We start from the raw sequence: 16,220 nt of genomic DNA on the forward strand, positions 1-16,220 counted from the left end.
AGCTATTTGGAAAATCTGTTTCACAGTTAGCTTTACAGAAACGATTTACAAAGATTAAGAAGCGAAAGAGATATGAGTGGTTAAAAGACATTAATGCACAAGTTCCCAAACAGGCTTCAAAAGATTTTGATACGGCGAGAAAAAATTCGTTCAAAAAGTACAAAAATGGTTCTCACACTTCTTATAAATCCAAAAAAGATTTAATTCAAGGATTTTATACCAATTATGAAAGACTGGTTATAGGAAAGAAAGTCGTTCATATTCAGTCTATTGGAGAAGTGAAAACAAGCCAACAACTACCAAGAAATAAAAAACCATCCAACCCAAGAGTTACCTTTGACGGTCATCACTGGTGGATTAGTGTAGGGTTCCAAGAAGACTTTGAATCACAAGAACTAACCGATGAGTCGATTGGTGTGGATGTTGGTTTAAAAGAGCTGTTTGTAGCTTCTAATGGTATGAAAGAACGAAATATAAACAAAGATGCCAAGGTTAAAAAACTTTTGAAAAGGAAAAAGTCAGCACAAAGAGATATGTCTAGGAGATTTAAAAAAGGTGTAAAAATTCAATCTACCGGATATGAAAAAGCGAAAGCTGAGCACCTGCGGTTATCTAGGAAAATTACGAATATCCGAAATAACCATATCCATCAAGCAACAGCTAAATTGGTGAAAACCAAACCAATGAGGATTGTTGTGGAAGACTTATCTATTTCAAACCTGTTAAAAAACAAAAAACTATCGAAAGCATTTTCATTTCAAAAATTAAACTTCTTCTTTCAATGTTTATCATACAAGTGTGAGAAGTACGGCATTGAGTATGTAAAAGCTGATAAATGGTTCGCTTCAAGCAAGATTTGTTCATGTTGCGGCGTTAAATACGACCATTCAGTTCAACCAGAAGGACAGTGGAGTTTAAAGATTCGTGAGTGGCGTTGTGCTTCATGCAATAGCTATCACGATAGGGATGTAAATGCGTCGATAAATTTATCAAGATGGGTAAAATAAATGCTTGATAATAGGAGGTAACGATACTGCCTCGTGTGGAGTGTTATACCCCTCGTCCCTTTGGGGTTGCGAGAACACGATGAAGCACTAACTCGTGTAAATTTGATTGAATTGTATAGATTTAGTTAAGTTTATCGTATCGGATGATTAGTTTGAGTACAGGTGTAAAAGTAAACGACGTGAAGACAAAAACAAAAGGAGCAGATCTTGTTGTTGATTGTTTAATTAAACAAGGTGTTACACATGTTTTCGGTATTCCAGGAGCAAAGATTGACTCTGTATTTGATGTATTGCAAGAAAGAGGACCAGAGTTAATCGTTTGTCGTCATGAACAAAATGCAGCATTTATGGCAGCTGCTATTGGTAGATTAACAGGAAAACCGGGCGTATGTCTTGTAACTTCAGGACCAGGGACATCAAATTTAGCGACAGGTCTTGTTACTGCGAATGCGGAGAGTGATCCCGTTGTTGCTTTAGCTGGTGCAGTACCGCGTACGGATCGATTAAAACGTACGCATCAATCTATGGATAATGCTGCACTATTCGAACCAATCACAAAATATAGCGTAGAAGTAGAGCATCCTGATAATGTGCCAGAAGCACTTAGTAATGCATTTCGAAGTGCGACTTCCACAAATCCGGGAGCTACTTTAGTAAGTCTTCCGCAAGACGTTATGACTGCGGAAACAACTGTAGAGTCTATCGGTGCGCTTTCTAAGCCACAGCTTGGAATCGCTCCCACAAATGATATTACATATGTAGTAGAAAAAATAAAATCAGCGAAATTACCAGTTATTTTACTCGGTATGAGAGCGAGCACAAATGAAGTGACGAAAGCTGTTCGTAAATTAATTGCGGATACAGAACTTCCTGTCGTTGAAACATATCAAGCAGCTGGTGCGATTTCACGTGAGTTAGAAGATCATTTCTTCGGCCGCGTTGGATTATTCCGTAACCAACCAGGTGATATTTTACTGGAAGAAGCAGACCTTGTGATTTCTATTGGTTATGATCCAATCGAGTATGATCCAAAGTTTTGGAATAAACTTGGCGACAGAACGATTATTCATCTTGACGACCATCAAGCAGATATCGACCATGATTACCAACCAGAGCGTGAATTAATTGGTGATATTGCCTTAACGGTAAATAGCATCGCGGAAAAATTACCGAAACTTGTATTAAGTACGAAATCAGAAGCGGTGTTAGAACGATTACGCGCAAAATTATCAGAACAAGCAGAAGTTCCGAACCGTGCTTCGGAGGGTGTTACGCACCCACTTCAAGTGATTCGTACACTTCGTTCTTTAATTAGTGACGATACAACTGTTACATGTGACATCGGTTCCCATTCTATTTGGATGGCGAGATGTTTCCGTTCTTATGAACCACGTAGATTATTATTTAGTAACGGCATGCAAACGTTAGGTGTTGCACTTCCTTGGGCAATCGCAGCTACTTTAGTAGAACCAGGTAAAAAAGTAGTTTCCGTATCAGGTGACGGTGGTTTCTTATTCTCAGCGATGGAGTTAGAAACGGCGGTACGTTTAAATTCTCCAATCGTCCATCTTGTTTGGAGAGACGGCACATATGATATGGTTGCATTCCAACAAATGATGAAATACGGCAGAACATCAGCTACAGAGTTTGGCGATGTGGATCTTGTGAAATATGCGGAAAGTTTCGGGGCGTTAGGTCTTCGTGTTAACACGCCTGATGAATTAGAAGGGGTATTAAAAGAAGCATTAGCAGCAGATGGTCCTGTCATTATTGATATTCCAATTGACTATCGTGACAATATTAAATTAAGCGAAAAATTATTACCAAACCAATTAAACTAATGGAGGCAGATTTGAGATGACTGTTGCGCAATTAATTGATATTGATGCAAAAAAAACGAAAACGAGTAATGAAGTATATCAAACATCTACAATGCTTGCGCTATTAGATGGTATATATGATGGTGTGATTAGCTTTGAAGATTTGAAAAAACATGGTGATTTTGGCATCGGCACATTTGATCAATTAGATGGTGAAATGATTGCATTTGATAATGAATTTTATCATTTACGTTCAGACGGTTCAGCAGAAAAAGTAGAACCAGAAGAAACAACACCATTTGCGACTGTAACGTTTTTTGAAAAAGAAATGAGTTATACGGTAGAGCGTCCGATGAATCGTGAAGAAGTTGAAGCATTATTACATGAATTAATGCCAAGTAAAAACTTATTTTATGGTATTCGAATGGACGGTACGTTCCGTGAAGTAAGAACGAGAACTGTTCCAAGACAAGAAAAACCGTATACACCGCTCGTTGAAGTGACGAAATCACAACCAATCTTTTCATTTGAAAATACAGAAGGTACGCTTGCTGGATTTTGGACACCAGATTATGCGCAAGGTATTGGTGTAGCAGGATTCCACTTACATTATATTGATGATGAAAGAAGCGGGGGTGGACATGTTTTCGACTATGTTATAGAAAACTGTACGATTCAAATTTGTCAAAAAGCTCATATGCATTTAGCACTTCCAGAAACAGCTGATTTTATGGCGGCTGAATTATCAAGAGAAAACTTAGAGGATAATATTGCAACTGCGGAAGGTGCAGAGTAAAAGGGAAGCCGATTCGGCTTCTCTTTTATTTTGAGTTACTCCCGATATGCGGAACAATGCTCATCAGAAATAGAATAGTTCTCTTTACCAGTTAAGGCTGATACTTCTACTAATTGATGTCCAAGCCCATCCCATACTGTAACAGTATATAAGGATGACCATTTAATATTCCCACGAGCGAGTCGGAAAGAATAATAGTCGTTATCTGTTGTTACTAAAACTTTGTTATAAATAATATTTTTCGTTTTTTTATTTTGTAAAATAAGGACAAAGTCTAGTTTATCTTCTTCTTTCGGAATTTGTAGTATTCTTGCTACAAACATTCCATTTGGGTTTTTCTTCGTTTTATATACTTTTTCTGATTCTATTTTTAGTTCAGGTTTGCCTCTCATAATCTCTCCCTTTAACATATGCTTACTTCTTTGAAACAAACGGATGCCCCTCATAATAAAAACGCCACGGATAATGTACAGCTTCTTCTGCATAGTCGATATTAATACGAGGTCCTGCTGCTATTTTATATTGTGATGATATGTGTTCATCTTTTGGGACGAGTTCAATATGTAATGTGTCACTTTGTAATGATAAGCCTCGTTCTTCTAAAGTAATTCCGAGGGCACGGCATAGTTTGCCAGGACCGTTTGTTAAATTTTTGTACTGCGCTTTTGTAATGTCTGTTTTGTTGTAGCGTGCTAGTTTTATTTCTTCTATTCCATTTACCGGCTCAAGGGCTCGAATGAGAACACCTTGCGGGGTGCCAACTGGTGCTGTAATAACGTTAAAACAATGATGCATACCGTAAATTAAATATACGTAAGCATGCCCTGGTGCGCCAAACATGACTTCTGTGCGGTCTGTCCGTCTGCCGCCGTAACTATGTGCGGCCTTATCATCTGGGCCTTTATATGCTTCTACTTCTACAATGATTCCGCTTCGCTTTATTCCGTCTACAATATGAACAAGTTTTTGCCCGAGTAATTTTTTTGCTACTTCTAACGTATCGCCTTCATAAAAGGAAGGAGGTGCCTGCATTGTACTATCTCCTTTACTAAGTGTATATGTATATAGTAAACCAAATTTTCAGTAGTAATTCTAACTCGTTCTATTTATCGGGTGTATTTCATAAATTATGGATAGAGTACAACAGCGAAGAGGGGGAGTGCGACATGATTTATCGCTTACTAGCTCTTAATATAGATGGGACACTACTATACAACAATGGAAAAATTGCAAAAGGATTAAGAGAAACAATTGAATTTGTGAAAAGAAAAGATGTATACGTTACGTTATTTACGAGCCGTAATTTTCAATCCGCTCATAAAGTAGCAAAGGCGTTAAAATTAGATTCTATATTAGTGACACATGGTGGTGCTTTCGTTTCAGCAACGTTAGATAAGCCGTACGTTCAAAGAAGATTATCTGAAGAGAAGACTTTTAACATTGTGCAAGTGTTAGAGCACTTTGATTGTAACGTACGTATTTCTCATGAACGGTTTTCGATAGGAAATCGTGAGAGAAATACACCAAACTTAATTGCGCGCACTGTATTATCAAGCGCAGATCCGTTATTTTATCCAGTTCAATTTGTAGATTCGTTAGGTGACGCGCTTCGTGACCATCCGGTAGCGGCGCCAAAAATTGATGTTCTTTTCCAAACTAAGGGTGAAAAAGAAAGAGGGCTGAACACATTAAGAAAAGCATTCCAAGATGTAGAGTATGTTGAATGTGATTCAAAACGAATAGAAATCTTGCCGCAAAATGTATCAAAGTTACGCGGATTACAATTGCTTGGAGAGCATTTAAATATTTCGCTAAATGAAATGGTTGCGATTGGAGATAGTATGGAAGATTTAGAGGTTATTGAAAACGTGGGACTTGGTGTAGCGATGGGGAACGCACCTGTAGAGTTAAAGCAAGCAGCAGATTGGATTACACGTTCAAATAGTGAGAACGGTGTAGAGTACATGATTAAAGAGCATTTCCGTAAGCAATTCCCGCTTCCGTTTTTGAAGAATCATAAAAATACACCGAAACGATGAAAGAAAAACGTAGCTTTTTGGCTACGTTTTTTTTGTTGAGCTTATTAAAATGAATGAAAACGTTTTAAATTGTGAATTGTGTATGGGATTCATACAATTCACTTGAATCCTTTAGAAAACTAATGTAAAGTGGATGATGTTGCCAAAACAGTTACACCACATGAAATATTCTTCAGATTAATTTTATTGAGCTCCCGTACGTAAAAACATTTCCGCATGATAGTTTAGTTCACGTATTATTTCAAAAATGAATTGTAGTAATTTTATTAAGTAGTTGTAGCGTTCCTTTGTTTTATTTAAATGGATTATTTTAAGTTAATGTGAGTAAGACCTGGTACATATGAAATGTGCTTCTTTTTGTGATTTTAGGAAGTTTAAAAGGGGGAATGAATTTCTTGAGGAAATCATTTAATCAAAAAATTAAAAAGTTAAGTAGTAGTTTAATAGTTGTATTACTAATATGTATGAATTTTTTAATCCATTTACCATTTAAAGCGGAGGCAGCTACAACAGAGTTAAAAGGTTTAGGTGATGTATCTTATTACAACGCCATCATTTTTGGAGATCATAGTGCAACGAGTGCGGATATTGAAGGTGCGATGGCTGTTCAGAAAAATATGAACGCATCAAGTTATACAGTCGTAGCGGCTGCAACTGGAGCAAATAACTTAGCTGGAGCAACTTGGGTAGATGAAGGATATCCATCATTATTACTAGGCGGTCAATTTACGAAAGCGGGAGCAGGACAAGTAATTATTCAAGATGGAACAGTGGCGATGACAAAAGACGGTGACCCAGATGGCGCAATGAAAACGTCATATGACCGTATCTCTTATAAAGAGCAAGCGGAGATTGATGCTAAGTTTAAAGAATTTAGAAAAGACGTTGATGGTGTAATTGGGGATGCAAGTAAACTACACACTGATAAGCCAAAACCTAATATGAGCTTTGGAATCGGTGAAGATGTAAACAACCCTAATATTTATGTCTCTTCAGGTCAGACGGGAAAGAAAGCATTTGATGTAAAAGACGTTTTTCTTCCGAATGTAGAGAATAAAGACTTTATTGTTATTTATTCAGATGCAGAAGAAGTGAGTTTTGGTGGCGGTGCAATTTTGTATGATACAAGAAATACTGGGATGGCGACGGATTTAATTAATACATCTCAAGCATACGATCCTAATTCATCTTTTACTGAGTTAGCTAGTAAGGTAATTTGGGTATTTCCTAATGCTACAAAGATAACAACTAAAGGTTATGGTGTAGTAGGTAGTGTGTTTGCACCTAATGCAGTTGTAGAAACAAAAGGTGGTTCTATTAATGGACAAGCCTATGTTGGAGGATTACACCAAAGAGATGGTTTTGAGGTTCATAACTTTAAATTTAACTGGCCAAAATGGAATAAACCAGCAGCCGAAAAAGGACATTTACAAATTAAAAAAGTTGATGAAAATGATAAAAACATTGTTTTAAAAGATGCAAAATTTGATGTTATAGACAAAGATAATAACGTTGTGGCTACTGTTACAACAAACGAAAAGGGTATTGCGGAAGTTAAAGATTTACCACTTGGTGACTATTTTGTAAAAGAAATAAATGCACCAGAAGGATATATAAAAGTTGATACACCAGTCAAAGTAACAATTGATAATACAAACGTAATTGAACTTGTTATGAAGAATACGAAAAAAGTAGAGAATGGCCAATTTAAATTATTGAAAAAAGATAGTGAATCTGGTCAACTTCTACCAGGTGCAAAATTTGATGTTATCGATAAAGATGGGAAAGTTGTGGAAACAATTGTTACAGATGATAAAGGTGAAGCCTTATCGAAACAACTTCTAGTTGGAAGCTATACATTAAAAGAAGTAGAAGCACCGAAAGGATATGAATTATCATCTAGTTCAGTTTCTGTTGATGTAGAGGCTAATAAAGTAGTGACTGTAGATGTGGTGAATAAAAAGATCCCCGAAAAAGTAACAGGTCAATTTGAAATTGTAAAAGTAGATGCGGAAGATAAAACGAAATTGTTATCAGGTGCAGAATTCGAAGTGTATAAAGATGGTAAAAAGGTAGCGGAACTGAAAACAGATGAGAGTGGAAAAGTGATGTCACCGAAATTACCGCTAGGTGAATACACAGTGAAAGAAACGAAAGCACCAGCGGGCTACAAGCTTTCAAATAAAGAATGGAAAGTAACAATTCAAAACGAGAAAGAAGTAGTAAAAGTAGAGGCAGAAAACGAAAAAATCTTAGGTTCTCTACAAATTATTAAAATGGATGATAAAGATCAAACGAAACGCTTAGCAGGCGCAGAATTTACATTGAAAGATGCGAAAGGAAATGTTGTAAAAGAAGGAATTACAACAGATAAGTCTGGAACGGTTAAAGTAGACGGACTTGTGCCAGGTGAATATACGTTAGAAGAAACAAAAGCACCAGAAGGTTATGAGTTAACAAAACAAATAATTCATGTAACAGTTGACGGTGAAAAATTTGTTGGTGTAAAAGTAACGAACAGTAAGAGCCTTGGTCAATTCGAAATTGTAAAAGTAGATGCGGAAGATAAAACGAAAGTATTATCAGATGCAGAATTCGAAGTGTATAAGGATGGTAAAAAAGTAGATACGTTACGAACAGATAAAACTGGTAAAGTAATTTCTCAGAAATTAGAGCCAGGAACATACACATTAAAAGAAACGAAAGCACCACAAGGATATAAGTTGTTAAAAGAAGAAATTGAAGTCGTTGTGGAAGCAGACAAAGTAGTAGAAGTACAAATAGAAAACGCAAAAGAACTAGGAAGCTTACAAGTAATCAAAAAGGATGCAGAGAGTGGAAAAGTTCTAGCAGGTGCAGAATTTAAATTAAAGAACGAAGCTGGTCAAGTAGTTGGAGAAGCGAAAACAACGAATAAAGACGGCGTTGTGAAATTCGAAAGCTTAGTGCCAGGAAAGTATACGTTAGAAGAAACGAAAGCACCGGAAGGTTATAAAGCGCTAGAAGTAACAGTAGACGTAAATGTTGTAGCAAATGAAGTAGTAAAACAAGAAGTTATGAATGAAAAAATGAAAGAAGAAATTACAGGTCAATTAGAAATTACAAAGGTAGATGCTAATAATACAAATAAAATATTAGCAGGCGCAGTGTTTGAAATTTGGAAAGACGGAACAAAAATCGATACATTAACAACAAATAAGAGCGGTAAAGCGACTTCTAAGAAGTTAGAACCAGGAGATTACACTTTAAAAGAAATCCAAGCGCCAGAAGGATATACTTTATCCGATAAGGAAATGAAATTTACGATTTCTAATGAAAAAATTGAAGTTGTAAAGCTTCAAATTACAAATAAAAAAGATACAGAAAAAGGGCCGGAAAAACCAGGTGAAGGAACAGAAAAACCAGGTGAAGGAACAGAAAAACCAGGTGAAGGAACAGAAAAACCAGGTGAAGGAACAGAAAAACCAGGTGAAGGAACAGAAAAACCAGGTGAAGGAACAGAAAAACCAGGTGAAGGAACAGAAAAGCCAGGTGAAGGAGTAGAAAAACCAGGTGAGGGAGTAGAAAAACCTAATTTCCCAGAAAAAGGACAAGGTTCTTCTAATAATCAACAACTTCCAGCTACAGGACACAATACGAATTACATTCCATTCATCGGTTTTATGCTTCTGTTATTAGGAATACGTTTAAGGTTTATGGCTAAAAATAGTTAACAGATGTATAAAAGGCATCCGAGATATACAATCTCTGATGCCTTTTAAATTAATACAGATAAATATTTTAAGCTTCAATCACGCTAAGCATTCTGTTTATAAATGCAGCTGCGTGTGCACGTTGTGATGGTCCTTTTGGTACGAATTGATTAAATTCATTACCTTTTACAATTCCATATCCATATACTCTTTGTACTTCTTCTTTAGCGTAAATTAAGTTTTGGTCTACGAATGGTAGTTCAACTTGTTTTGCAAAAATACCAGCGTGTTTTAGAGAACGATCAATCATAATAACAGCTTCTTCGCGTGTAATTGTAGTATTTGGATCAAATGTATTATCACCACGTCCGCGGATTATGCCTGCGCTTGCTGCACGATTAATACCGTCTCTTAAAGATGGGTGTACTTGTTCTAAGTCTGTGAACTTAGCATTTCCACTTGGTAATTGTAAAGCACGAGTAATTAATGTAGCAAATTCAGCACGCGTTACAAGACGTTCTGGGAAGTACTTGCCGTTCCCTTCTCCTTGCATAATGCCTCTAGCTGCTAATTGACGAATGTCTTGTTCATACCATCCACCTGTAATGTCATCAGTTACGGGATTTTTTTGGTTTTCCTTATAGTATGTTTCAGTTCCTTTTAAGAAAGCATTCCATTGTCCGCGTTGAATCATAAACGCAGGGCAGTTTTTTCCTGACCAAAATTGATGTTTTTGGACCTTATCTAGAGAAATATTTAAGTCGTTCATTAAATAAGCTGCCAATTTACGGGCATTTTCTACCGCTTTTTCATAGTTTCCATCTTGATTAACGGCAATTTCAATTCCGATAGATTCATAGTTTCCAGTTTTATTTCCAGCATGCCATCCAACTTCATTTACCGGAAGATGTTGATAAATTTCTTTATCATCTACTGTGAAATGCCAAGATGCGGCGCGATCAGCTGTTCCGCGTGCTTGGTTATCTAAGAATTTTGCATGATTTAGAGCATTAGCACCTTTCGCTGTATTAGCCGTTTCGTGAATCGTAATATATTTAGGTACCATCGGGTAGCCAGGGCGAATATCGTCATTTCCTTTTGGGACAATCATTTCTTTAAATGTAACGCCATAAATATTGTTTGTTTGTAGAGCTTCCGGAGCTCTCAATAAACTATTTTTAGCAGTACGACTGTTTTTTAGTAATGAAGCTTTTGTACCTTCAAATGTAGCAGAAGGTGCATAAATCCATTTTGCTGTTTCGTTTATTTGGACTTTAAACCAATTTCCAGCTTGTTCAGTAGGAGTAATGACTTGTGGCTCTAGTTTCCCTTCTTCTTTAAACGATTGGAACGGAAGGGCATGTATGGAAGCTTCTTCTTTTACGATTAATTTTTGGTTAGATAGTTTATGAATCTCTTGAACTTCTAAGCTATTATCATTGTTATCTATCCATCCAGCGCCAGTTGGCGTCGTTATGTAGTAAGCATTTCCTTTTTTCTTTGTCGCCGTTACGACTTGTTCTGTAATCTCGATATTCGATTTGTTTTTTAAATCATTCGCGGTATATAATGAATGTTTTTTTGAAGTGTATAGTAGGAATTGGCCAGTAACCTCGATATCTTCTTCATGAGTACTATGCTCATTAACATGCTCCTTAATACTTTTAAAAACTTGATCCTCCGTATATACTTCGGCGGATTTTTCAGCACTCTCTGCAAATGAATAAGTAGGTGCAAGAACAGTTTGTAATGCAAGAGAGAGAGTTAATACACTATAAAATTTCTTTTTCATATTTTTTTTAACACATTAGATTATAAAATCTAGTGTTAACATTCCTCCTTTATATATTGTATTTTCGCTATGTAACGATTTTTTGTACTAATAAATTTTAACAAGAGAAAATCATGATGTCTATATACATGAGCGATATTCATAAAAAGAATTATTTGAAAAAATGTAAGAGAAACAGGTAAAACCTTCTGTATTGACCTGTAAACGCCCTTCAAGTAAACTAAAGAGAGTTTGCAAATGAAAAGGTGATAATGTGTTAATTTCAATTAAAACGTTACAAGATGATCGTTTTTTACGTCCGCTACAAAATATTGGCGGCTTATTTTTTGAAGATAGTACGATTGGATTTGAACAAGAGGAAGCGAATCTGATCGTTGATATACACATTGAGGATAATGTGAAAGCATCCGCTCGATTAACGGATGTTAGCACAGGAAATGTGTATGAAGAAACATTCTCGAAAGATTTATCTGCTTTCACAGATGAAAAAGAGCGTATGAAGCAAGTGAAGCACGTTGTTTCTTATGTATATCTTTCTGTTCTTCAGCAGTTAACTGGACTTGAACAAAGCTGGGGTATTTTAACGGGAGTACGTCCGACGAAACTTCTTCATAAAATGCTTCAAAATGGTATGTCAAAAGAAGAAGCGCATCAAGAACTTCGTGAAAGTTATTTAATTCATGAAGAGAAAATTGAACTTCTTCAGCGTATTGTTGATTGCCAATTAGCAGTTGTTCCGGATTTATACCGTTTGAAAGAAGAAGTAAGTATTTATATCGGTATTCCGTTTTGCCCAACGAAATGTGCATACTGTACATTCCCGGCTTATGCGATTAATGGACGCCAAGGGTCTGTTGATTCGTTCTTAGGTGGTTTACATTATGAAGTTCGTGAAATTGGTAAGTTTTTAAAAGAAAAAGGTGTGAAAGTTACGACGATTTATTATGGCGGCGGTACACCTACAAGTATTACAGCAGAAGAGATGGATATGCTGTATGAAGAAATGTACGAAGCGTTCCCAGACGTGAAAAATGTACGTGAAGTAACAGTTGAGGCAGGTCGTCCAGATACGATCACGCCAGCAAAGCTAGAAGTGTTAAATAAATGGAACATTGACCGTATTAGTATTAATCCGCAGTCATATCATCAAGAGACACTAAAAGCAATTGGACGTCATCATACTGTAGAAGAAACAATTGAGAAATACCATTTAGCTCGTGAAATGGGAATGAACAATATTAATATGGACTTAATTATTGGTCTTCCTGGTGAAGGGTTAGATATCTTCAAGCATACGTTAGATGAAACAGAAAAGTTAATGCCAGAATCATTAACAGTTCATACGTTATCATTTAAACGTGCTTCTGAAATGACGCAAAACAAACGTAAATATAAAGTAGCAGGTCGCGAAGAAATTACAGCGATGATGCACGAAGCAGAAGAGTGGACGCAAAAGCATAATTACGTACCATATTACCTATATCGTCAAAAGAATATTTTAGGTAACTTAGAGAACGTTGGTTATGCAATGCCGACGCAAGAAAGTATTTACAACATTGTCATTATGGAAGAAGTACAATCAATTATCGGACTTGGTTGCGGTGCATCAAGTAAATTTGTTCATCCGAAGACGGGGGCAATTACGCACTTCGCGAATCCGAAAGATCCAAAATCATATAACGATGGCTTCGTAAAATATACAGAAGATAAATTGAAAATTTTAGAAGAGCTATTCGCATAAGAAGAAAGAGGTTGTTCTGAGTCGGAACAACCTCTTTTTATCCTGCAGTAACGGGGGCCGATTATATCTTGTCAGTTTTTGTCGGTAAGTCGATATATTCGAAAAATCGCCGATATAATTTCATTTACCGTCTAGTGGTACCGTATGTAAAACTATGTCGATAATAATCAGAAAAATTAGTCAAAACATTGAAGGACAATGTCTACTTATAGACGAAATGATAGATTTATGAAAGAGAAAAGGGGGAAATTGTTGGCATGTACATGACGATAGGGAGAATTTTTGATTTATCTGTTGGTAAGTATACGAATAAAGAGGCGTTAGTGGAACCTGAAAAAAATATTCGCTGGACATATAAACAGTGGGATGAACAAATAAATAAAACGGCACACGCTTTATTAGAAGACGGAGTAAGAAAGGGAGATACAGTATCTGTTTACTTATATAACTGTCATGAATTTGTAAACGTTTACTTAGCTTGTGCGAAAATTGGTGCAGTTTTTAATCCGATTAACTTTCGCTTAAAGGCGAAAGAAGTATCTTATATTCTTCAGGACGCATCCTCGAAAGTCGTTGTCTTTGAAAAAGCAGTTGAGTCAACTGTTGCTATAATTGAAAGAGATTTTCCAAATACATCTTTTTGGTCTATAGAAAACGACAAACCTTCCTATGCAAGTTCCTACCATGAAAAAGTGAATGCAGCATCTTCTGAGAAAGTAAATATCGAAATTGATGAAATGGATTATTGTTCAATGCTTTATACGAGCGGTACGACAGGTCATCCGAAAGGCGTATTACATCGTCATCGCGAAATGACTGAGCATAGTATGATTTGTACGTATTTTCTTAAATATAATAGAGATAGTGTAGGGCTTGTTGTTGCGCCTTTATATCACTGTGGTGAATTAAATGCCGGAATCATACCACGCATTCAAGTTGGCGGAAAAAATGTCATTTTGCATCATTTTGATACAGAAACAGTATTACATACGATTCAAGAAGAAAAGATTACGACGTTCTTTGCAGCACCGACGATGTGGAATATGTTGTTGCAAAAAGATTTAACTCAGTATGATTTAACTTCAATGAAAATCGGTATATATGGCGGAGCGGCAATGGCACCGGCGTTAGTGAAGGAATGTAAAGAACGTCTTTATATTGACCTTGTTCAAATATACGGAATGACAGAAATGGGACCAGTGGTGGCGTTTCTCGTAGAGGAGGATCAAATTACGAAAGCTGGTTCAGCAGGCACGCCATGCTTTAGTCATGAAGTTCGTATTGTGAAACCGAACGAGGATGCACCGGCAGAACCAGATGATGTATTACCTCCTTATGAAGTAGGAGAAATTATTTTACGCGGCCCAACTATGATGGCTGGCTATCATAATCGCGAAGAGGCAAATAAAAAATCGATGTATAAAGGATGGTATCATTCTGGTGATTTAGGATACTTTGATAAGGATGGTTATTTATTCGTTGCAGATCGTGTTGATGATATGGTAATTAGCGGTGGCGTAAATATTTACCCTCGTGAAATTGAAGATTTCCTTCATAGTCATCCCGGTATATTAGATGTGGCGGTACTTGGTGAGCCAGATGAATTATGGGGAGAGCGTGTTGTGGCAGTTATTGTGAAGAAAGATGAAACAATAACAGAAGCTGATTTAGAAACGTATTGCAAAGAAAGTGACGAATTAGCAGATTATAAGCGTCCGCGTCATTATTTATTTGTAGATGAACTTCCGCGTAATGCGAGCGGGAAGTTGCAGAAGTTTGTGCTGAGGGAGTCACTGAAAGGTGCGAAAAAATAGAAAATGAAGGATGCCCCATATCTATGGGGTATCCTTCATTTTTCTGTATTAAACAGAAGAAACAATATCTTTTTTAATTCTCATTTTTTCTTGGTGAAGGTTAATTAGCGCATTTGAAATAAGGTGGAAAAACAAAATGGATGTAATGTCCAAAAAGAAAAGACACCTTAAGGTGCCTCTCTCCGACTTGAACCATTTCATTTCATACGAATCGGAATCTATCCGTATTACCATTACCCCTTTGTTATGAGTGTAAACACACACTATAAAGCAGAATCGTCTATATACACTAGATTGTTAGTTCACAAAAGACAAGAGATTTGAGATCAATATCGAAGTGACGCCACATCCCCTATAATAATTGATATGTTACGCCTTTTAAAAGAATCTGCTTTATAGAACGTGCCCACAAGTTATATTTTACTACATGTAATATTCATTTAGTGTATTTTTTAATGAATATGTATAATTACATAAACTGTATGAAAAAAAGAGAGTATACTCTAACATTTTGTAATAAAGATAAAGCCCGCTTACGGAATAGTGGGCTTTTCTTACTTTTTATAGATATTTATTCCAATTATATTATCAGATGAATCTAAACGAATATAAACGTCAGCTGATAAAAGGTGTGCATTATATATTCGTTGTTTATATGTTGATATCTCGAAGCGTTTTCCATTTAATTCACATTCTAGAATAATCATATCGCCATGTTCTTTCCAATTTATTAATTTAGCAGTTGTATTCATATAAACCTCCTCTGAATCATTTTATGAAAATTAATAGAGTTAGTGTGAGAAAGGAGTTTATATAACAAAAAAAGACACCTTAAGTGTCTTTTTTGATTACTATAAAAGTCGTTCAATGAAATAGGTTTCTATTTTTATTTACGTGAAAACCCTTCTTCATCAAGGTATTCCGCAGCTTCTGGATAAGAGTTGAATGTACCGTCTAAGTTTACACCAGCGTACACGTTCCACATGTCATCCTCTGAAATAAGAGTAAGAATATGACCATCTTCGTTCTGCCATTCTTCTTCTTTCGCAGGTTCTACAGGTGCTACTACTTCTTCTTGTGATAGAAGGTCAATTGATTTCTCAATTACTGAACGTAACTCTTCTGCTGAAAACTCACGGATGTTAACCATACCTTTATCATCCGTTTTGTAACCTTTAATACCGCTTGCATACACAAATCCATTTCCATTTGGGTGTAAATGAAATACAACGTTCTTTTTATCTAAACGACTTTCTTCAAAGTGGAAGTTTACACGTTTTAATGATACGTTCTTTCTTTCTAGTTCTGGGAAAGATTCAATAATCGATAATTTTTCTTCAAAAGTTAGCATAGTGCCTCCAAGTATATAGTAAAAGATTTAATTTGTTCATTATAGCATAGTTGCAATTGTTTCCAAAGATAAGGGGGAAACTTTTCATTGAATACGTTTACGTCACGAGAATGTAAAAAGTGAGCTAACGAATGTATCTTTTTAGGTGTACAATGGAACATGGACTTT

The 16,220-nt window shown here is 36.2% G+C and carries 12 protein-coding genes; 7 read left to right on the plus strand and 5 right to left on the minus strand.

The window, feature by feature from the left end; translation table 11 throughout:
* The 3 genes from CQ064_RS26480 to alsD form a co-directional block, all read left to right on the plus strand.
* Window positions 1–1,007 (plus strand): RNA-guided endonuclease InsQ/TnpB family protein (locus CQ064_RS26480; RefSeq protein ID WP_105559714.1); only part of this gene is annotated, 1,007 nt, incomplete at its 5' end.
* 152 nt (window positions 1,008–1,159) lie between these two features.
* Entirely contained in the window at window positions 1,160–2,848 is a 1,689-nt protein-coding gene (gene alsS, locus CQ064_RS26485) for an acetolactate synthase AlsS (RefSeq protein WP_000103545.1), read from the plus strand.
* Window positions 2,849–2,864: 16 nt separating this feature from the next.
* Window positions 2,865–3,623, plus strand: a complete 759-nt coding sequence (gene alsD, locus CQ064_RS26490) for an alpha-acetolactate decarboxylase (RefSeq protein ID WP_000215024.1) — start codon at window positions 2,865–2,867, stop codon at window positions 3,621–3,623.
* 35 nt (window positions 3,624–3,658) lie between these two features.
* Here alsD and CQ064_RS26495 read toward each other — a convergent pair whose 3' ends face one another.
* The gene (locus tag CQ064_RS26495) at window positions 3,659–4,015 is read right to left on the minus strand and encodes a hypothetical protein (protein WP_003311779.1); all 357 of its coding nucleotides are present in this window, start codon (window positions 4,013–4,015) and stop codon (window positions 3,659–3,661) included.
* 22 nt (window positions 4,016–4,037) lie between these two features.
* Window positions 4,038–4,655: a DNA-3-methyladenine glycosylase gene (locus CQ064_RS26500; protein WP_001148775.1), complete on the minus strand. Its 618-nt coding sequence runs from the start codon at window positions 4,653–4,655 to the stop codon at window positions 4,038–4,040.
* A 134-nt stretch (window positions 4,656–4,789) separates the two neighbouring features.
* Here CQ064_RS26500 and CQ064_RS26505 point away from each other — a divergent pair, with 134 nt between their 5' ends.
* Together CQ064_RS26505 and CQ064_RS26510 are read left to right on the plus strand one after the other, a co-directional pair.
* Window positions 4,790–5,662 carry a Cof-type HAD-IIB family hydrolase gene (locus CQ064_RS26505; protein ID WP_000640430.1) on the plus strand — a complete coding sequence of 291 codons (873 nt, stop codon included), beginning with the start codon at window positions 4,790–4,792 and terminating at the stop codon, window positions 5,660–5,662.
* Window positions 5,663–6,048: 386 nt separating this feature from the next.
* Window positions 6,049–9,375, plus strand: coding sequence for a SpaA isopeptide-forming pilin-related protein (locus CQ064_RS26510; RefSeq protein WP_049800790.1), 3,327 nt, complete (start codon window positions 6,049–6,051; stop codon window positions 9,373–9,375).
* 67 nt (window positions 9,376–9,442) lie between these two features.
* On the opposite strand, the gene CQ064_RS33205 is transcribed toward CQ064_RS26510, so the two are convergent.
* On the minus strand, window positions 9,443–11,146 hold the full coding sequence (locus tag CQ064_RS33205) for an S-layer homology domain-containing protein (protein ID WP_000726524.1): 1,704 nt from the start codon (window positions 11,144–11,146) through the stop codon (window positions 9,443–9,445).
* A gap of 253 nt (window positions 11,147–11,399) precedes the next feature.
* Between CQ064_RS33205 and CQ064_RS26520 the strand changes: the two genes are divergently transcribed.
* Both CQ064_RS26520 and CQ064_RS26525 read left to right on the plus strand, forming a co-directional pair.
* Window positions 11,400–12,887, plus strand: a complete 1,488-nt coding sequence (locus CQ064_RS26520; RefSeq protein ID WP_000908776.1) for a coproporphyrinogen III oxidase — start codon at window positions 11,400–11,402, stop codon at window positions 12,885–12,887.
* Between the two features lie 257 nt (window positions 12,888–13,144).
* A complete protein-coding gene (locus CQ064_RS26525; protein WP_000282009.1) occupies window positions 13,145–14,701 on the plus strand; it encodes a fatty acid--CoA ligase in 1,557 nt (518 codons plus the stop codon).
* 554 nt (window positions 14,702–15,255) lie between these two features.
* Here CQ064_RS26525 and CQ064_RS26530 read toward each other — a convergent pair.
* Together CQ064_RS26530 and CQ064_RS26535 are read right to left on the minus strand one after the other, a co-directional pair.
* A complete protein-coding gene (locus CQ064_RS26530; protein ID WP_001098258.1) occupies window positions 15,256–15,453 on the minus strand; it encodes a hypothetical protein in 198 nt (65 codons plus the stop codon).
* A 134-nt stretch (window positions 15,454–15,587) separates the two neighbouring features.
* Complete coding sequence (locus tag CQ064_RS26535) at window positions 15,588–16,052, minus strand: hypothetical protein (RefSeq protein WP_000954998.1); 465 nt, start codon at window positions 16,050–16,052, stop codon at window positions 15,588–15,590.
* Between the last annotated feature and the right edge of the window lie 168 nt (window positions 16,053–16,220).

Source organism: Bacillus sp. MYb78 (genome assembly GCF_002975115.1).
Classification (GTDB): domain Bacteria; phylum Bacillota; class Bacilli; order Bacillales; family Bacillaceae_G; genus Bacillus_A; species Bacillus_A cereus.